Below are 18674 nucleotides of genomic sequence, written 5' to 3'. Positions count from 1 at the left end.
GGCGGCCCGGTACCATGGGCGCCCGTTACAACCTTTTGAGTTCGTGAATTTTTTCATTTGCGCTTGACACCCGTTTGGGGTGTTCTATAACATACGCCCGAATTTTAGCCGGGCAAATGGTGGATGTTTTATTTCAAACCGTTATCCTTGCCGGTCTGGTTGGGATACGAAATCGGGTATGGAGGTTATGAACGTGCGGAGAAAAAAAAGCTGCATCATGCTGCCCCTTTTAGTGGGGTTTGCGGCGGCGGTGGCATTGGGGTGGTGGGGCTATCCCAAACTGGTTTTTTCCGAGAAGACACAGCCGATCAGGTTCAGTCACAGTATCCATGTCATGGATGTGGGCATGGGGTGTGATGAGTGTCACTATCTTCGGGAAGATGGTTCCTATGCGGGATTCCCGTCCACGGACACTTGTGCCGACTGTCATGAGGAAGCCATGAGCGACGACCCCGCCGAGATCGAATTTGTTGAAAAATACGTTGCCGAGGGCAAGGAAGTGCCATGGCTCGTGTACCAGAAGCAGCCGGATAATGTGTATTTTTCGCATATGGCCCATGTCGATCAGGATTGCACCGATTGCCACATGGATATGTCCGAGGTTGATACCCCTCCGACGTATTACGAAAATAGGCTGACCGGGTACAGTAAACAGACGATGAAGATGTGGCAGTGTGAGCGTTGTCATGCCGAGAACGGCGCCAGTAATGCCTGCTATGTGTGCCATAAATAAAAGAGGATAGTGAACTATGGGACTTGATCGCAGAAGTTTTATAGCGTTTTTGGCTGGCGGCACAGGCGGGATTCTCTGCACCCCTGTGGTTTGGAAGTTGCTGGACGATGTTTCCATTTGGAGCCAGAATTGGCCGTGGATTCCCAAATTGCAGTATGGTGAGCGGGAAAGCAAACCTGTGGCCTGTAAATTCGGATCCGATGCCTATGGGATCCTTGTCGAGACCGCATCTGGGCGTCCCTTTGCCGCAAAGGGCAACCCCGACCATCCCCTGAGCAAGGGAGGGATCGATCCCCTTGGTGCGGCCAGTGTCCAGATGTTGTACAGCCCTTCCAGGGTCCAGGGGCCGATGAAAAAGTCGGGAAATGGGTTCGAAAAAATTTCATGGGACGAAGCTTCCAAACTCGTGGCTGCAAAGCTCCGGGATGCGGGGGGGGATGTCTGTGCAATAACCGGTGATGAAACCGGGACGACCACGGATATTCTGGCCGGGCTTTTGGCCGGGCTGGGATCGGACAAGTGTTTCCTCCTGCCCGGAGAAACGGCTCCGGCGGCCAAGGCCTGGAAGATGCTCGGTGGGCAGGGCATGCCCGGCTACGACATTGAAAACGCCGATTTCGTGCTCAGCCTGGGGGGCGACATCCATGAATCCTGGGGCACGGTGGTCCGCAACGGTAAGGCCATGGCCGAGAACAACGCCGTGTATACCTACGTCGGCCCCGTCCAGAAGCCGGGAACCTCCATTCCCGCCAAAACCTGGGTTGCATGTACGCCCGGGCGTGAATCCCTGGTCGCTCTCGGTGTTGCGGCATACTTGGTCGAGGCGGGCAAAGGGATGGGTATGCCCGGATACGAAGCCTTCAAGGATTTTGTGACCACGACCAACACTCCCTCACGGATTGCCAAGGCCACCGGGGTTTCTCAGGCGACAATGCAGCGTCTTGCCCAAGATCTCATGCGGGCGGAGAGACCCCTGGTCATCACGGGGGCTGAAAGCGGTCAGGGGGCCGATGTCATGGGCACGGCCGTTGGTTTGGCCCTGAACCTTCTCCTGGGCCGAATGAACGCCCGTGGCGGGATCAGGGAAATCCCCTTTGCCCCCAGGGTGGTTGCCGGTGGACCGGAGCGGGATGAACTGCTCTCCCGGGACACGGTGGGCTATGTCCAGGATGTTGCCCAGGGCAAGGTCAATCCCGCAAAGGTGGCCCTGATCGTGGACGCCAATCCGGCCTATGTCCTTCCCCAGCCGGCTACCGTAGCCAAGACCCTGGAAAAGAGTGGTTTTGTCGTCAGTGTCAGTACTTTTATGGATGAAACGGCGGCCATGGCCGATGTGATCCTGCCGGCCCCGTATTTTCTTGAGGCCAGGGATGACGTGTATACCCCGTATGGATCGGCCCGGGCCAACTATACGGTCTCCGATGCCATTGTCGATCCGGTTTTTGATACAAAGCCGGCCGGAGATGTGTTGGTCGATCTGGCCAAACGGGCCGGCGTCGATCTGGGCGTTGGATCCATGGCGGATGCGATCAAGGCCAAGGCAGAAGCCCTGGGTGCTGACTGGGGTGATCTGACCGACGGCAATGCCTGGGTGTCCGGTGGTTTTATTGGCGGATTCGGTATGGGGCTTTGGAACGACGGGCTGCGGGCCCTTGGCCTTCCCCGGACGTCCGGTAGAGATCTTGTATTGACCCCCGTGGCCAAGCTGCGGCTGGGCGTCGATGGTATGCCCACCACGCCTTTTGGTGTCCTGACCATAAGGGATACGGAACTCAAGGACAATGTTCTGTGCGCCCAGATGAACAGTGCCACGGCCGCAAAACATGGGGTCAGTCAGGGCCAGACCGTCACGGTCAAGAGTGGTGTCGGGTCCTGCAAGGCCGTTGTTTCCTTGTCTGAATCGCTCATGCCCGGAGTGGTGGCCATGCCCCTTGGATTTGGCCATACTGCCTGGGATGAGTTTTCCAAGAACAAGGGCGACAATGTGTACAAGCTGATGGAAATAAAGCCTGAACCCGGGACCGGTATGTCCGTGTTCGGTAATCCCCAGGTACAAATCACCAGGGCCTAAGGAGAGAGGTAGTCCACAATGGAGCATAAAGAATCGAAAATCCGCTGGGGCATGGTCATTGACCTGGACAAGTGTACGGGCTGCGGTGCCTGTATGGTTGCCTGCGAGGCCGAGAACAATATCGCCCCGACCCCTGATTCATCCAACAAGCTGCGCACGCTGTCTTGGATGCTTGTGTACGAATTGACCAACGGCAAATCCTATCCCGACCATGATGTGGCCTATCTGCCCCGTCCTTGTATGCAGTGCGGCAAACCTTCGTGCATGACCGTTTGTCCGGTCACGGCCATCGACAAGAGCGAGGAAGGCGGGATCGTCAGTCAGATCTACCCCCGGTGCATCGGATGCAGGTACTGCATGGCCGCTTGTCCGTACCACGCTCGGTATTTTAACTGGTTCGATCCCATCTGGCCCGAGGGCATGGAAAAGACCCTGACCCCGAACGTATCCGTCCGTCCCCGTGGTGTGGCCGAAAAATGTACGTTTTGTCACCACAAGTTTGCAGAGGCCAAGGAACTCGCCCGGGCTGAAGGGCGTGATCCCAGCCATCTCGAAGAAGGCGATTATATCCCGGCCTGTGTGGCTGCCTGTCCCAATGGCGCTATGCATTTCGGCGATCTGAATAATCCGGAGCACACGGTCCATGAGATGGCCCATGAAAAATACGCCTTTAGGCTCCTGGAACGTCTGGGCACCGATCCGCAGGTCTATTACTATTCCAAAAGGGAATGGGTCCGCCGCCAGGGTGACAACTACCTCAAAAACGAAAAGACCAAGGGGGCGTAGGCAATGATTGATAAAGCTTGGATACCCGAAGGGGTACAACGGTGTTCAATTGGCAAGTTCTTGCTTTGGCTGGCGTTTATCGGGATTTTTCTTGGTTGGGGCCTGTACGGTGCATTTGTCATCCTCTCCCAAGGACTCGGTACGACCGGGCTGGACAACTATTTTGGATTCGGCCTGTGGATCACCTTTGATCTGGCGGTCATCGCCCTGGGAGCGGGTGCCTTTTTTACCGGTTTCTTGCGCTATATTCTGCGTATCGACCAGCTCCAGAACATCATCAACCTGACGGTCATCATCGGATTCTTGTGCTACTCCGGAGCAATGATGGTCCTGGTTCTGGATATCGGGCAGCCGCTCCGGGCCTGGTTCGGATACTGGCATCCCAATGTCCACTCCATGCTCACGGAAGTTATCTTTTGTATCACCTGCTATTGTACCGTTCTGATCATTGAATACGTTCCTCTGATCCTGGAAAACCGGGTCATCAACAAGAACCGTTTCCTGCACCATCTGGCCCATAATTTCCACGTGTACATGCCGCTCTTTGCCGGTATCGGTACCTTCCTGTCCTTCTTCCACCAGGGTTCTCTGGGCGGGATGTACGGGGTCCTCTTCGGTCGTCCCTATGCCTTCCGTGAAGGATTCTTTATCTGGCCCTGGACCTTCTTTTTGTTCATCGCCTCGGCCATCGCCTCGGGCCCTGCCTTTACCCTGCTGGTGAACAAGTTCATGGAATTCATGACCGGTAAGAAGCTGGTCGATGACTCCACCAAGGAACTCATGGCCAAGATTTCCGGCCTTCTGCTCACCTTCTACATCTTCTGGAAGATCCTGGATACCTGGGCATGGGCCAATGGGCTCCTTCCCAAGGAAGGATTGACCTTCGACCAGATGTTCTACGGCCTCGCCTTTGGTAAATGGCTCCTGTGGACCGAATTGTTCTTCTGCGGTGTCGTTCCGGCGATAATGCTCGTGGTCCCGGCCATCCGGAAGATCCACGGGTTGATGTACATTGCCGCCCTGCTCAATTGTACGGGCATCGTCATCAACCGGTTCGTCCAGACCGTCCAGACCTCGGCCCACCCGGTCATGCCTTTTGATGTCTGGCAGATATACATTCCCAACTGGGCGGAGTGGTCCACATCCCTGATGATCGTGGCCTACGGGGCATTGCTCATGAGCCTGTCCTACAGGTATCTGCCCATCTTCCCCAAGGAAAAGGAGCTCAACGCGTAGGTCCTCGTCCTTAGGGATCCATTGCACCTTGAACAAGGCCGCCTTTTTGGCGGCCTTGTTTTTTGGGGAGGGAAGGTGGCCTACTTGGTCGGAAAATTGCCGGTCTTGCGTTCTCTATCGGCAGGAGGACAGGCAAAGGATACCGGGGGACAGAAACGATAGGTCAAGAAAATGGGTGTTGTCCGGAGAAAAAAGGGGTTCTGGTTGTGGAAAACTCGTGTTGGCTATTCCAAGAGAGCAGGAATGGGGCGACGGAAAGCGTAACAGAAAAGACCATCGCTGCCCCGGGATTTTTTGGGATTGCTATTCGAATAACATTTCCGCCATTGCCAAAAATCGGCCATGGGTATAATCGCTTGCTCTTTGTCACTATTTCTTCAGGCCCATCCCAACAGGGGTTTTGACGGCAATCCGGTGGAATTCCGGAACGGTTCAGCCGCTGTGAGCTCTCCCCCCGTGCTTCCGCCAAAACGGGCACGCCAAGAGCGAGTCAGACGCCCGGTCTGTAGCCTCTCCATGGTCGGTTCCGTATCCGGATCCGGCCCGAGAAATCCATTCATGTTCTAGTCAGGGATAACCTATTCCCTGATCCATTTCTTCCCGATTTATCCGACTACAATCGTGCCGGGGCACACTTGCCTATCCATGAGATTGAAGGACAGGTGTGGCCTTGTGCGCAGAGTGTTCAAGGGTGTTTTGGGTCCAACCAGCAAAGGGGAAGCACCGTGCCCGGAATCCAGACCAAGCATATTATAAAACGTGACGGCTCCATCGCCGAATGGGATTTATCAAAAATCCAGTCAGCCATCCACAAGGCCCTCAAGGCCCAGAAAATCAACGACGTATTGCTGGCCAGGCGATTGTCCAAAAAAGTGGAGCAATTGCTCGACGGGGACGATTGTCCGCATATCGAGGATGTCCAGGACCGGGTGGAGCAGGTGCTGGTGCAGCAGAATCTGCCCAGGGTGGTCAAGTCGTACATCCTGTACCGTGACAGCCGCCGACGGGCCAGGGAGGCCGAGGCCGATTTTGTGCGCGACACCATTGACGGCTATGTCCAGGAGTTCGACTGGCGGTCCAAGGAAAATTCCAATGTCTCCCACTCTTTCCAGGGGCTCATTCTGCATACTTCGGGCTCCGTTCAGGCGCGGTACGCCCTGGAGGCCTTTCCGGAACACATCAGGCAGGCCCATCGCAATGGATACTTCCATATCCATGACCTCTCCTTTGGCCTGGCCGGGTATTGCGCCGGGTGGTCCCTCAAGGATTTGCTGCTCGAAGGGTTCAACGCGGCGGGATTCTGTTCCAGCAAACCCCCCAAACATCTGGATTCGGCTTTGATGCAGATGGTCAACTTCTTGGGAACGCTGCAGAACGAATGGGCCGGGGCCCAGGCCTTCAACAACATCGATACCCTGCTCGCTCCGTATATCGAGTTGGACGGCCTTTCCTACGAGCAGGTCAAGCAGGAGATGCAGAAATTTATTTTTAATCTGAACACCACCTCCAGGTGGGGCGGACAGAGTCCATTCACCAACTTTACCCTGGATCTGCACTGTCCCAAATCCATGGCCGACGAACCGGTGGTCATCGGTGGGAAGTATCACGAAAGCCACACGTACAAAGACTTCCAGGCCGGTCAGGACCTGTTCAACAAGGCCTTTTTGGAGGTCATGCTCGAGGGGGATTCCTATGGAAAAATCTTTTCCTATCCCATCCCCACCTACAACGTGACCCCTGATTTTCCGTGGGAGAGCGAGGTCGGGGAACTCCTTCTGCAAGTGACCGCCAAGTACGGGGCCCCCTATTTTCAGAACTTCATCAATTCGGATATCTCCCCCGAGGACGTCAGATCCATGTGCTGCAGACTGCAGATGGACCTGCGTGAACTACGCAAGAAGACCGGGGGACTATTTGGTTCGGGCGACATGACCGGTTCCATCGGTGTGGTCACCCTGAACCTGCCCAAATATGCCTTCCTGGCCCGGACCGAGGACGAATTCCTGGATCTGATCACCGAACATGCCGAATTGGCCAGTGAGGCCCTGGAACTCAAGCGCAAGACCATCTCTTCCTTTTTGGAACGCGGGTTCTACCCCTTTACACAGAGGTATCTCAAACAGGGGTTCAAGAACCACTTCTCGACCATCGGACTGGTCGGTGGCCACGAGGCCTGTCTGAATCTCATCGACAAAGGGATCAACACCGACCGGGGCGGGGAACTGATGCAGAGGGCCCTCAATCATCTGCGTGGGCTCATGACCCGCTTCCAGGAAGAGACAGGCAATCTGTACAATCTGGAGGCCACTCCGGCCGAAGGGACCTGCTACCGGCTGGCCAAGATCGACCGGTCGACCTACGGGGACCGGATCATCGTTTCGGGAGGGGAGGATCCCTACTACACCAACAGCACGAATCTGCCCGTGGATGCCACCCCGGATGTCTTCGAGGCCCTGGAACACCAGAACCGGCTCCAGACCCTGTACACCGGCGGGACGGTTTTCCACTGCTACCTTGGTGAAAACGTCAAGGATCTCCAGGCACTCAAAAAACTGATCATCCGGGCCATGGGCAAGACGAAGATCCCGTATATCTCCGTCACCCCGACCTTCAGTATTTGTCAGGAGCACGGGTATCTGTCCGGAGAGCACTTTGTCTGTCCGGAGTGTGGAGCGGATTGCGAGGTCTACACGCGGGTGACCGGTTTCTACAGACCGGTGACCAAGTTCAACAAGGGCAAGGCCGCCGAGTACCGGGACAGGGTTACCTACAAGATAGCCTAGTACCGACCGGCGTACGGGACCCTGGTCCCATTCGATCGATGGGAATGCTGTAAAGAAGGCGGTGTATCATGAACGGTTGGCAAATGTTGCGAGGTATCGCCCCGGTCAGTCTATGCGACTGGCCGGAGCGTGTGTGTTCCGTGCTCTTTTTTGGGGGATGCAATCTGCGGTGCCCTACTTGCCACAATCAGTCCATTGCCTGGCGGCCCCAGTCACTGCCAGAGCTGCCCCTCAAGGGGACCATGAGCGACCTGGTCAAACGGAGGGCATGGCTGGACGGGATTGTCGTTTCCGGAGGAGAGGCCTCGATCGTCCCCGGCATCGCCGGGGTACTCATGGATCTCAAGGGCATTGGACTGCCCGTCAAGATGGACACGAACGGAATGCGTCCCGATCTCGTACGTGGTTTCCTGGACGATGGGCTGGTCGATTGCTTTGCTGTCGATGTCAAGGGGCCGTGGGCCAAGTATCCGGAACTGACCGGCGGCAGGGTAACGGCAAGCGGGGCTCGTGAGAGCCTCGGCGCCATTTTCGGTATGGCGACGGAACAGCCGGAGCGGTTCTATTTTAGATGCACCCAGGTGCCCATTCTTACGGACGAGGATATCCTCACGGCCCGTTCGTACCTCCCTGCGGGATGTGAGCTCACGCTCCAGGACTATATCGTTCCTCCGGAGGCCGACCCCGTAGGCATGCCAAATAGTTTTGATGACGAGCAACCCTCATCCCCCTTGTAACCATGCCGGAAAAATTCCAAAAACGTGATGGCAGGGTGGAAACCTGGTCCGTGGACCGGATCGCCAAGGCCATCTTCAAATCATTATGGGCCAGTGGGATCAAGGACTCCATGCTTGCCAACAGGCTGGCCTCCAGGGTCGAGCGGCAGTTTGAGGACGTGTCCGTGCCCGAGCAGGAAGACGTCCAGGATATGGTCGAGCAGGTACTCATGGAGGAACGGCTCTATTCGGTAGCCAGAAAATATATCCTCTACCGCGAGAGCCGGCGTGGTGTCCGCAGTCAGGACCAGGCGTTCCTGGAGGGGAGGGACACGTCCGGCACCTTTGTGAAAAGGGGGGATGCCCACAACCGGGATCTTTCGATCCCCCCCTCTTTCCAGGCGTTTTCCGAGGCCCTCGCGGGATCGGTGCGCCAAAGGTATGCCTTGGAGCAATATCCCGAAGAGATCCGCTTGGCCCACGATAACGGGTATCTGCATATCCACGACCTCTCCTTTGGAATGGCCGGGTATTGTGCGGGATGGGATCTCAATACCCTCCTCGGAAGGGGGTGCGGGTTCAAGGGGGTGACCGCCCATCCCCCCGCAACCCATCTTGATTCGGCTTTCTGCCGGATGGTTGCCTTTTTGACGGCCATGCAGGGCGAATGGGCAGCCGCCCAGACGTTCAGTCATGTGGACACGCTGTTGGCCCCGCTGGTTCGCTGGGAGGGACTGGACGAACAAGGGGTCGGCCATGTGGTGGAAAATTTTGTTTTGGGGCTGGACAGTTCCCTGTGTGCCAATGGGCCGGCATTACCCTGTGCCCTTGGGTTCGATGGAGAGATGCCGGGATGGTTGCAAAAAACTCCGGTCCGTTTTTCCCGTGCTCCCCACGCCGGGACCTATGCCGAATATGTTCAAGAGGCCGCGATGATCACGCGGGCCCTGACCGATGTGCTTCTTGCGGGGGACCATCTGGGCCAGGCATACCGGTCGCCGGCCATTTTTTTTGACATTGGTCCGGGGTTCCAGTGGGAGAGTGTGCAGGGGGAGGGGATCGAACGGCTCATACGCAATGGACGGTGCGTTCACCTCCGTCTGACCGGAACAAGGGTCCCAACGCAGGGCCCTTCCGACGGACGGCTGTGCGGGATTCCTTATGGCGCGGGGGAAAGGACCGGTTCTGTGGGAGTTGTATCCCTGAACCTCCCCAAGCTCGCCTTTCTTGCCGGGGGCGAAACGGATTTTTTGAACCTGATCGAAGAATATGCCGAATATGCCAAACAGGCCTTGGAGTTCAAACGCAAAATTCTTTCCAACTATATGGCCAGAAACATGTACCCCTATTCCGGATACTATCTGGAGCATGGCTTTGGGAATCATTGCAGCACAATGTCCGTGGTCGGCGGACACGAGGCCTGTTTGAATCTACTGTCTAGGGGAATAGCGTCCCCAGAGGGGACCGTTCTCATGACCAAGGTGCTTGAGCGTCTTGGCCGTATCGTTGCGGGGTTCACCGCAGAGACAGGAAATACCTATACGCTGGCCGGTGTCCTGGACGAAAAACCCAGTACCCGGCTGGCGGCAATCGACAGGGATTTGTATTCGGGAATCGCTTTTTCGAACAGTGGGTATCCCCACTATACCAATGGGATGGGACTGCCCAAGGACCACGGATTGGATCTTGAGACCGTGGTCGATCATCAATCCAGGCTGCTACCGCTGTTTTCCGGCGGGGCGGTCATGGATCTTTGCCTGCCCCCACAAAGACCGCAATCTTCTCTGGCGGCGGCGTTGTCGAGATGTTGCACGTTGTCCGGTGCCTCTTGGGTCAGGTTCCATTGAGTGCCGGACCCCCTTGAGAGACGACCTGGAGAAACGGGTCCTTCCGGTATGCAAAAAAGGGCAAAAATGGACTGGATAGCAGCGGAAAAAACAGGTATGCACTCATGTCATGCTAGAAGGTAGGATACCTGCTGAGGCAGGCAACGATCACAGGGAAACGAGGTCTGCATGCTGATCCGATGTTGGGGAGCCAGGGGGTCCATTCCGGTTTCCGGAAAAAATTATCAAAAATTCGGGGGAGATTCCCCGTGTATCGAGGTCAGGGACCGCAGGGGAGTATGCCTGATCATCGATTGTGGGACGGGAATGCGGCGCTTGGGTATGCGGATCATGGAGGAAGGGCGACAGGAACTCGCCCTGGTCATGACCCATTTCCACTGGGACCACGTGCTCGGGTTTCCCTTTTTCAGACCATTGTACAGGGCATCGACCAGAATGACCCTGTATGGATGGCCCAAGGTACAGGGGGACGTTCAGGAAAAACTCTTCCATGTCATGGCCCCACCCCATTTCCCCGTTCCGGCGCGGGATATCAGCGCCCAGATTTCAACGGTAGCGTGCCATACCCCGGAACTCGATCTTGGCGAACTCCACATCTCGACCATCCCCCTGAACCACCCGAACCAGGGACTGGGGTTCAGGATCACCGAGCAGGGACGCTCTTTTGTCTTTCTCACGGACAACGAACTGGATGAGACCTATGCGAACGGTTCCTCTTATGCGGCCTTCGTGGAGTTCTGTCGGGGAGCGGATCTCCTTGTGCATGATGGTGAATACACCGAAAAAGATTATGAGCAGACCAGGACCTGGGGGCATTCCAGGTATGTGGACGCGGTCCGGCTGGCAATGGACGCGGGCGTGGATCGGTTGGGCCTTTTCCACCACAATCAGGACAGGATGGATGATGAGATAGAGACGATTGTCCGGGAATGCCGGCAGATCCTTGCGGACCAGGGGAGTCCGATCGATTGTTTTGCCGTTGCCCAGGATATGCAGTGGGAGCTGGAGTGAATATTCCATGCTCCCATGATTGGATATTCCAAAAATGAGAAAAGGCTGGTCCGTGTATGGATCAGCCTTTTTTATAGGGAGCCCACTCCATTCCCCGAGTTGGAGGATGGGGGAGAACCTGTCTGGAATGACCAGGGTACCGTGATCCGGTGGGGAGAAACAATCTTTTGTCTACGTGTCAGCCCGACCTGCGGACTCTTTCAACTTTTTGGTGTTCGTTTTTCCTTCGGTCCGGAGGCACGTGTACCCTCGTCATAGTCTAAAAATAATCAATGCGCGGGAGTTGGCAAGGGGGCCTATCTGTAGATCCCCTTGGCGAACTGGGCGGCAACGGACCTGTCCCACGTCGCCAGTTGGGTAAAGAACGCATTCAGATCGATACGGTGCTCTTGACAGAAAGTGGCCAGGGCACTCCCGTCGGGAAAGGTTTCTATACAGGTGATCTCTCCCTGACAGTCGACCAGGATGGTTCCATTGGGATTTTTGCTGACCCGAAAGAGGGTGTTTGTATCCTTGATCTCGACAACGGATGCCATGCTGGGACTCCTTGGGTTGAAAACATGTGACGGAACCGTTTGGATAATCTATGCTTGATGGAAAAATCAAGACAAAAAAGGGGGTTGGGTGGGGCCCCTGTGGATTCCAGCCAACCCGTCGGCCCCACCGACAGGTGCAAAGAAAATTTTTACGAACAATTGCCAAACCCGGTTGAACATTATATGGGGAAGATGAATCCAATCACATACGGAGGTACTATTATGGCGATCGTTATTGATGTAGATGAATGTCTGGGATGTGAAACCTGTGTGGAGCTGTGCCCGGAGGTTTTCAAAATGGATGATGAAGGGGAAAAGGCTGTGGTCATTGATCCTGATTCCTCTTTGGAATGCGTAGAAGAAGCCATAGACAGTTGTCCGGTGGAGGCCATCTCCAAGGAGTAGGGACGCCTTACATCTTTGGAACACAAAAGGGTCAAAAGCCTTGTCGGCTCTTGACCCTTTTGTCGTATTGGGCATTGCCCCTGATAATCGCACTGCAGGAGGGCATATGGGCGATGAGAATGAGCAGATTGTGGTCAAGGACATTTTTCCTGAAGAATTGGAAGGGTTGATAGGGGCCCGCAGGGAAGGGGAATATGAAATCGTGGATGTCCGGCAACCGGGAGAGTATCAGGCCGGTCATATTCCTGGCGCGGTGTTGATCCCTCTGGGGGAGATAGAGGAACGGCTGGATGAATTCGGTGTCGATCAGGATTTCTTATTGTATTGTCGCAGCGGAGCCCGGTCCAAGGCCGCGGCCAATCTGCTCCGCGGCACCGGTATCGGTTTCAAGGGAATCTACAATCTGGTGGGTGGATTTGGCGGGTATGGGGGAACGGGGTTGGTCGGTCTTCCTCGACTGGATGCCGTGGATATGGATGCATCCTTGGACACGATCGTTGTCCGGGCCATGGACATGGAAAAGGGGGCCTTCAGATTCTATTCCCTATTCCGGGAACGTTTTCCCGTGGCCCGGTTCATTTCCCGGCTGGAACGGCTCGTCGATCTGGAAAAAAAACATGCCCAAGCATTGTACGTCTATTGGGAACGACACATCCGCCCAAAGCCGTCCGGATCTTTCGAGGATCTGTTCGCTTCTCTGGGAGGGGACGTCCTCGAGGGAGGAGAGACCTTTGACCAGTGGGCAACGCGGCTCGACCAGGCGGGCGGTTTGGCCTGCCTGGATTTTGCCGAGGCCGCCCTGGTCATCGAAAACACGGCCTATGATCTGTACAGACATCTGACCCGTATGGCCGGCGATCCCCAGGCCGCGTCCTTTTTCCGACTGCTTGCGGAGCAGGAAAAGGGGCATGTCCGGGTGGTGTCCCGTTTTTTTGAGGACTGCCCCGGAGTCTAACAAGACCGGGTCTACCCGTCCTCCTAGAACAGACTCCAGACCATCCTCGTGGCCAGGACGAAGAGGAGCACGGCAAAGCATTTTTTAAGCTTGGAGACGGGCAGACTGTGGGCCGTCTTCGCCCCGAGCGGGGCCATGGCCACGCTGGCCAGGACAATGGTTCCCAGGGCGGTCAGATGGATGAAACCGAAACAGTCGGCAGGCAGCCCCTCGGCCATGAGTCCGTTGATCATGTATCCGGTCGCCCCGGCCAGAGCGATGGGGAAACCGATGGCCGCAGATGTGCCGATGGCCTTGTGCATGGGGGTGTTGCACCAGGTCAGAAAGGGCACGGAAAGGGTTCCCCCACCGATGCCCACAAGGCTGGAAAAAATACCGATGATCCCCCCCGCAGTGGTTATGCCGGTTGTACCCGGAAGCCCCCGTTTGGGTTGGGGGCGGATGCCCAGGAGCATCTGGAACCCGACATAATAGAGAAAACATGAGAAGAAGATTTTCAAAAAACCGGTCGAAAGCTGGGCAGCTATCCAGGTGCCGAACAGCGTACCCGCGATAATCCCGGGAGTGATCCGCAGGACCACAGACCATACCACGGCTCCCCGTTTGTTGTGGGCGTGCAGGCTGGACAGGGACGTGAACAGGATGCTCGTCAGCGAGGTTCCCAGGGCCAGGTGCAGGATATGCTCGTGGGGGAGTCCCTGGCTGGTGAACATGAAGGTGAGCATGGGTACGATGACCAGGCCGCCGCCGATCCCCAGGAGACCGGCCAGAAATCCGGCAAAGGCACCGGTGAGCAGATACATAACAAGGGCTGTGAACATGGGAGTTCCTTGGTGTTGAAGGTGGCAAACGGAAGGTGTCCGAGAAATTCTCCGGTAATGGCGGGGAATATGAACGATGTCTCCGCCAGGACTTCCGGTGAGTGGGTTATGGTGTAGTGGAAGGCCGATCGGGTTTTTCGATGTCGCGGATGTGTTCGAGCATGGCCGTGATCGCGCCGTGTCCGTCCCGGTTCTCAAGGGCCGTGATGATGGCTCGGTGCCCCCTGATGGAAATTGTCTGCCTGGCCGTGGTCATGAGGGGGGCTGATCGGCTCTCCCCGAGGATGCTGCGCAGGGTGACCATGACCTGTTCCAGGACATGGTTATCTGCAGCCTGCACCAGCAGGGTATGGAAGCGGGTGTCCAATATGGTGAATTTTTTGGTATCGCCGATGGCATTTTGCTGTTTGTCAACGATTTTTTGCAGTTTTTTGAGGCAGGGGCCGGTGATTTTGGCTGCAGCCAATCCCGCAATCTGGGGTTCGAGTATGGTCCTGATCTCAAAGATTTCCCTGATCCTGATTTTGCCCCGCTCCAGTTCCCTGGCCAAGGCCCGGACCAGGGTCGCCTTGTCATGGGCCGCCACATAGGTCCCGGCCCCGATCCTGCTTTCCAGAATCCCGCCCTCTTCAAGCTGCTTGATGGCCTCCCGCACGGAATTGCGTGAGACACCGAAGCTGTGGGCCAGTTTCCGTTCCGCGGGCAACCGGTCTCCCGGCCCGAGTTCGTCCTCCGTGATCATGGTCCTGATCCGGTCGACAATCTCGGTGTACAACTTCTTGGGCCCATTGTCCGCCGGTTCCGGCTGGGGCATCGTCTTTTTTTCTCTCATTGGTTGGACCAATATGGGTTTGCGGGGGAGGTGTCAATGCATTATCAGGATTGATTCTGGTTGATGGGGGGCTGTTTTTTATTTTTTTTTGCGCAAAGACGCAGGAGCGCGGAGAAAACCATGTTGGGTGCAATCTGATACGGGAAGGTGCATGTGGAAGAAAGATATTCGAGGCTGGCCCGGGAGATGGGGCTTGGTGCGGAACGGGTGGAAACGGTTGCCGGGCTGTTGGACGGGGGGGCAACCGTTCCGTTCATTGCCCGGTACCGCAAGGAAAGGACCGGATCGCTGGATGAGGTGGCCATTGCCGCGATCAGGGATGGTCTGGCCCGGTTGGTCCAGCTGGATCAGCGACGCGAGGCGATCCTTTCTTCCCTCGAGGAGCGGGAGCTGCTGACTGGTGGGCTCAAAAGATCGATCCTGGCGGCGGCGAATCTGACCGTGCTCGAGGACCTCTATCTGCCGTACCGTCCCAAAAGGCGGACCAAGGCCACCATGGCCCGGGAAAAAGGGTTGGGTCCCCTGGCCGATATGCTGGCAGGCCAGCGACCCGGAAATGTGGAGGATTGGGCAAGACCCTATGTGGACAGGGACAAGGGCGTTGCCGATACCGCCCAGGCCCTTGAAGGAGCCCGGCATATTCTGGCCGAGGTTGTGAGCGAGGATGGGGGCCTCCGCAAGGGCTTGCGGACCTTGTTTGCCCGGCAGGCAGGTATCGCCGCCAGGGTGAAGAAGGGCAGGGAAGAGGACGGGATCAAGTTCAAGGATTATTTCGAATGGTCGGAACAGGCGTCTCGAGCACCGAGCCATCGGATCCTGGCCATGTTCCGGGGGGAGCGCGAGGGGGTTCTGGGCCTCCATGTACTGCCTGAGGAGGCCCGGGGCCTGGGACTCGTCATCCCGCATGCGGTGAAGAACAACACCCCGTCAGGCAGACAGATGGAACAGGCTGCACGCGATGCCTACAAGCGGCTGCTGGCCCCGTCCATGGAAACGGAACTGCGCGGTGAGCTCAAGCAACGGGCGGACCAGGAAGCCATCCGGGTGTTTGCGGAAAATCTGCGGGAACTCCTCATGGCCGCTCCCCTTGGGGCAAAAAGGGTCATGGGGCTCGATCCCGGATTCAGGACCGGGGCCAAGCTGGTCTGCCTGGACGAACAGGGCGGTCTTGTCCATTACGGAACCATCTTTCCGACCCTTGGGGAAAAGCAGCGGACCCAGGCTGCCGAGCGGGTGACCACCCTGTGTGCTACGTACCGGATTCAGGCCGTGGCCATCGGTAACGGCACGGCCGGACGGGAAACCGAGTCCTTTGTCCGTTCCCTGGATCTGGGATCGGATGTGGACGTGGTCATGGTGAACGAGTCCGGGGCCTCGGTCTATTCGGCCTCGGAGGTGGCCCGTGAGGAGTTCCCTGATCATGACGTCACCGTCCGGGGAGCCGTGTCCATCGCGCGAAGACTCATGGATCCCCTGGCCGAGCTGGTCAAGATCGATCCCAAGGCCATAGGTGTCGGCCAGTACCAGCATGACGTGGATCAGACAGAGCTGAAAAAAAGCCTGGAAGCGGTGGTGGTTTCCTGTGTCAACCAGGTCGGCGTGGAGGTGAACACCGCCAGTAGAGAGCTTCTGGCCTTTGTGTCCGGTCTGGGACCCACTTTGGCGGCAAACATCCTGGCCTACCGGGATGAGCACGGCCCCTTCACGACCAGAAAACAGCTCTTGAAGGTCAAGCGTCTCGGCCCCAAGGCCTTTGAGCAGGCTGCCGGGTTTCTACGCATCCGTGGGGGCAAACACCCCCTGGACGGTTCGGCCGTGCATCCGGAGAGCTATGCCGTCGTTGAAAAAATGGCCGGTGATCTTGGCTGCAGTGTTGTGGATCTCATGGGCTCCGGGGAATTGCAGGAGAAGATCCTGATTGAGAACTATGTCACCGATAAGGTGGGGTTGCCCACCCTGCGGGATATCATGCAGGAACTCAAAAAGCCCGGCCGTGACCCCCGGTCGGCGTTCAAGCCCTTTGCCTTTGCCGACAATGTGGCCGCCATCAAGGATCTGGAACCGGGTATGCGTCTGCCGGGCATCGTCACCAACGTGACCAGGTTCGGCGCATTCGTGGACGTGGGCGTGCACCAGGACGGCCTTGTGCATATCAGCCAACTGGCTGATACGTACGTGAAGGACCCGGCCGACATTGTAAAAGTGGGGCAGCAGGTGGAAGTAGTGGTGCTGGAAGTGGATGTCGCCCGGAAGAGGATTGCGTTGTCGATGAAGGCGGGGGGATGACCGGATTGACCTGATTGACGGCTTTGTGGGGTGACCTGGTTGACCTTGTTGACCGGATTGACGGCGGAGGGCTTGTCGTCAATCAGGTCAATTCGGTCATTTCTCCTCGATCGGCCGGATTCCCTTGCAGTCGGGGTGGGCCGAACACCCCCAGAAGGGCCCTCTCGCTGAGGTTCTTCGGCGCATGGGGTTGCCGCACAGCGGGCAAGCCGGCGAAGGCGGCATGTCCTTGTCACGTGCTTCCAGGCGGTTGGCTGTCAGCCGTTCCTGGAACCCGCCGGTTTGCTCGAAGGTTTTGCCCTGGGTTTCAATCTGGCGTTTGAGCATTTTCATGGCCCTGCCGATTATGATGAGCATGGCATTGGCCGGGATCACCAGGTCATCGGCATCGAGCCATCGGGCGTATTTGCACCGCTGCTTCAGGGCATGCCTGGCCGATTCGCGGACCATATCGTCCTTGAAGCATGGTTGGTCAAGGGAAACACTGCTGACGGCCTTTGCTTCGGGCGAACGCACCGACCAGGGGAGCTGGTTCCGTTCGAGGATCATGATCCCGAAGTCACCCCGGAGTTCCCCGAGACTTGCCCGGGCCACATCGGTGAGTTTCATCTCGGTGTCTTTGGAGGTTGCCGCACGTTCGGACCCCTCGATGATGTTCTGCCGCCCACTCCGGGCGGCCTGGGTCATCTGGTCGTAGAGATGTCCCTAGGGATCATAAATCTTGGTTGCGGCCTGCCGCCCGTCGTAGGTAAGAAACCGTCGGCAGAACCGCAGTGTCTCGATCTGAATGATCGTCGCCAGCGTGAAAGAATGCAGCCTGCGGAACCCGCCATGTTTGTCGAACAGCTCGCCCATGAAACATCTTCTCCTGCCAAAATGAAGGTGTCGTACCACGACCTCCCCTTGCATCAACCCACGATCCACCGTCAACAAGGTCAATCCGGTCAATCAGGTCAATACAGTCACCCCCAACCCCTGGTACCCCTCATGCCCCAACTCACCCACGACGTCATTGCCTGCCGCGGCACCCAACCCGACGGCTGCCCAAACGGCCTGGAGTTTTCCCTCGGATTCGCCCAAGAAGTGACCCGGACCATCGAAATCTCCGGCTGGCCGGAATTTTTGCACAACAATGTCAAAGGTAAAATCGGCCACCACCACCGGTTCAGGGCAAGCATCGCAGCCTGCGCCAACGGTTGCTCCAGGCCCCATATCGTGGATATCGGATTCATTGCGGCCGAGTACCCTTCGGTTCAGCCGGAGTTATGCATCGGGTGCGGCAAATGTGTCCGGGCGTGTCCGGATCAGGCCATTTCCCCTGACGGGGACGTGGTCCGCATAACCGGGGGCCTGTGCCTTGGCTGCGGCAGGTGCCTGCGCGTCTGCGATCAGTCCGCCCTTGTATCCGTGTCCAGCGGTTTTCGTATTGTTGTCGGGGGAAAACTGGGGAGGCGTCCCCGGCTGGGGCAGGAAATGTCCGGCGTCTTTTCCCGGGAAGAGGCGCTCCAGATCCTGGCGAAAACCGTGCGGTTCGTCATGGAAAACTATTCTCACGGGCGGAATCTGGGGACGATCATGGAGAAAAAAGCAGCTCCTTTGTTCTAGTACACAGTAAATCCTAATTCTTCGTATTTGCAAAGCCTGGGAGCGCCGACG

17 protein-coding genes and 1 riboswitch are annotated in these 18674 nt (G+C 57.0%); of the genes, 12 read left to right on the top strand and 5 right to left on the bottom strand.

The features are described 5' to 3' along the window. Nucleotides 1–187 precede the first annotated feature (187 nt). The 8 genes from qrcA (at nucleotide 188) to ACY692_RS03350 (ending at nucleotide 11183) form a co-directional block, all read left to right on the top strand. Nucleotides 188–733 (top strand): menaquinone reductase multiheme cytochrome c subunit QrcA, encoded by a 546-nt coding sequence (qrcA, locus tag ACY692_RS03385; protein ID WP_462323975.1) that lies wholly within the window; start codon nucleotides 188–190, stop codon nucleotides 731–733. Between the two features lie 16 nt (nucleotides 734–749). Then, nucleotides 750–2804 carry a menaquinone reductase molybdopterin-binding-like subunit QrcB gene (gene qrcB, locus ACY692_RS03380; RefSeq protein ID WP_462323928.1) on the top strand — a complete coding sequence of 685 codons (2055 nt, stop codon included), beginning with the start codon at nucleotides 750–752 and terminating at the stop codon, nucleotides 2802–2804. A gap of 18 nt (nucleotides 2805–2822) precedes the next feature. Then, nucleotides 2823–3590: a menaquinone reductase iron-sulfur cluster-binding subunit QrcC gene (gene qrcC, locus ACY692_RS03375; protein WP_462323927.1), complete on the top strand. Its 768-nt coding sequence runs from the start codon at nucleotides 2823–2825 to the stop codon at nucleotides 3588–3590. A gap of 3 nt (nucleotides 3591–3593) precedes the next feature. After that, nucleotides 3594–4826, top strand: a complete 1233-nt coding sequence (gene qrcD / locus ACY692_RS03370; RefSeq protein ID WP_462323926.1) for a menaquinone reductase integral membrane subunit QrcD — start codon at nucleotides 3594–3596, stop codon at nucleotides 4824–4826. A 362-nt stretch (nucleotides 4827–5188) separates the two neighbouring features. Then, nucleotides 5189–5347, top strand: a riboswitch (cobalamin riboswitch). A gap of 204 nt (nucleotides 5348–5551) precedes the next feature. After that, entirely contained in the window at nucleotides 5552–7609 is a 2058-nt protein-coding gene (locus ACY692_RS03365) for a ribonucleoside triphosphate reductase (RefSeq protein ID WP_462323925.1), read from the top strand. A 68-nt stretch (nucleotides 7610–7677) separates the two neighbouring features. Next, nucleotides 7678–8346 (top strand): radical SAM protein, encoded by a 669-nt coding sequence (locus ACY692_RS03360; RefSeq protein WP_462323924.1) that lies wholly within the window; start codon nucleotides 7678–7680, stop codon nucleotides 8344–8346. Nucleotides 8347–8348: 2 nt separating this feature from the next. Next, a complete protein-coding gene (nrdD, locus tag ACY692_RS03355; RefSeq protein ID WP_462323923.1) occupies nucleotides 8349–10172 on the top strand; it encodes an anaerobic ribonucleoside-triphosphate reductase in 1824 nt (607 codons plus the stop codon). Nucleotides 10173–10340: 168 nt separating this feature from the next. Further along, nucleotides 10341–11183, top strand: coding sequence for an MBL fold metallo-hydrolase (locus ACY692_RS03350; protein ID WP_462323922.1), 843 nt, complete (start codon nucleotides 10341–10343; stop codon nucleotides 11181–11183). Between the two features lie 296 nt (nucleotides 11184–11479). Here the strand turns inward: ACY692_RS03350 and ACY692_RS03345 are convergent, their stop codons facing one another. After that, nucleotides 11480–11719 (bottom strand): hypothetical protein, encoded by a 240-nt coding sequence (locus ACY692_RS03345; RefSeq protein WP_462323921.1) that lies wholly within the window; start codon nucleotides 11717–11719, stop codon nucleotides 11480–11482. A 222-nt stretch (nucleotides 11720–11941) separates the two neighbouring features. On the opposite strand from ACY692_RS03345, the gene ACY692_RS03340 reads away from it, so the two are divergent. Together ACY692_RS03340 and ACY692_RS03335 are read left to right on the top strand one after the other, a co-directional pair. Next, nucleotides 11942–12124, top strand: a complete 183-nt coding sequence (locus ACY692_RS03340) for a ferredoxin (protein WP_462323920.1) — start codon at nucleotides 11942–11944, stop codon at nucleotides 12122–12124. Between the two features lie 106 nt (nucleotides 12125–12230). Continuing rightward, on the top strand, nucleotides 12231–13079 hold the full coding sequence (locus ACY692_RS03335; RefSeq protein ID WP_462323919.1) for a rhodanese-like domain-containing protein: 849 nt from the start codon (nucleotides 12231–12233) through the stop codon (nucleotides 13077–13079). Between the two features lie 23 nt (nucleotides 13080–13102). Here the strand turns inward: ACY692_RS03335 and ACY692_RS03330 are convergent, their stop codons facing one another. Beyond that, nucleotides 13103–13900: a sulfite exporter TauE/SafE family protein gene (locus tag ACY692_RS03330; protein WP_462323918.1), complete on the bottom strand. Its 798-nt coding sequence runs from the start codon at nucleotides 13898–13900 to the stop codon at nucleotides 13103–13105. Nucleotides 13901–14006: 106 nt separating this feature from the next. Continuing rightward, nucleotides 14007–14714, bottom strand: a complete 708-nt coding sequence (locus tag ACY692_RS03325; RefSeq protein ID WP_462323917.1) for a FadR/GntR family transcriptional regulator — start codon at nucleotides 14712–14714, stop codon at nucleotides 14007–14009. A 171-nt stretch (nucleotides 14715–14885) separates the two neighbouring features. On the opposite strand from ACY692_RS03325, the gene ACY692_RS03320 reads away from it, so the two are divergent. After that, nucleotides 14886–17018: a Tex family protein gene (locus tag ACY692_RS03320; protein ID WP_462323916.1), complete on the top strand. Its 2133-nt coding sequence runs from the start codon at nucleotides 14886–14888 to the stop codon at nucleotides 17016–17018. 96 nt (nucleotides 17019–17114) lie between these two features. Here ACY692_RS03320 and ACY692_RS03315 read toward each other — a convergent pair whose 3' ends face one another. Further along, the gene (locus ACY692_RS03315) at nucleotides 17115–17705 is read right to left on the bottom strand and encodes a four helix bundle suffix domain-containing protein (RefSeq protein ID WP_462323915.1); all 591 of its coding nucleotides are present in this window, start codon (nucleotides 17703–17705) and stop codon (nucleotides 17115–17117) included. Between the two features lie 18 nt (nucleotides 17706–17723). Next, nucleotides 17724–17873 carry a hypothetical protein gene (locus ACY692_RS03310; protein ID WP_462323914.1) on the bottom strand — a complete coding sequence of 50 codons (150 nt, stop codon included), beginning with the start codon at nucleotides 17871–17873 and terminating at the stop codon, nucleotides 17724–17726. Nucleotides 17874–18005: 132 nt separating this feature from the next. Here ACY692_RS03310 and ACY692_RS03305 point away from each other — a divergent pair, with 132 nt between their 5' ends. Beyond that, the gene (locus ACY692_RS03305; protein ID WP_462323913.1) at nucleotides 18006–18623 is read left to right on the top strand and encodes a 4Fe-4S dicluster-binding protein; all 618 of its coding nucleotides are present in this window, start codon (nucleotides 18006–18008) and stop codon (nucleotides 18621–18623) included. Nucleotides 18624–18674 lie beyond the last annotated feature (51 nt).

Source organism: Desulfoplanes sp. (genome assembly GCF_054921335.1).
The sequence above is the reverse complement of the archived record's forward strand: the minus strand, read 5'-3'. Positions and strand labels throughout refer to the sequence as shown.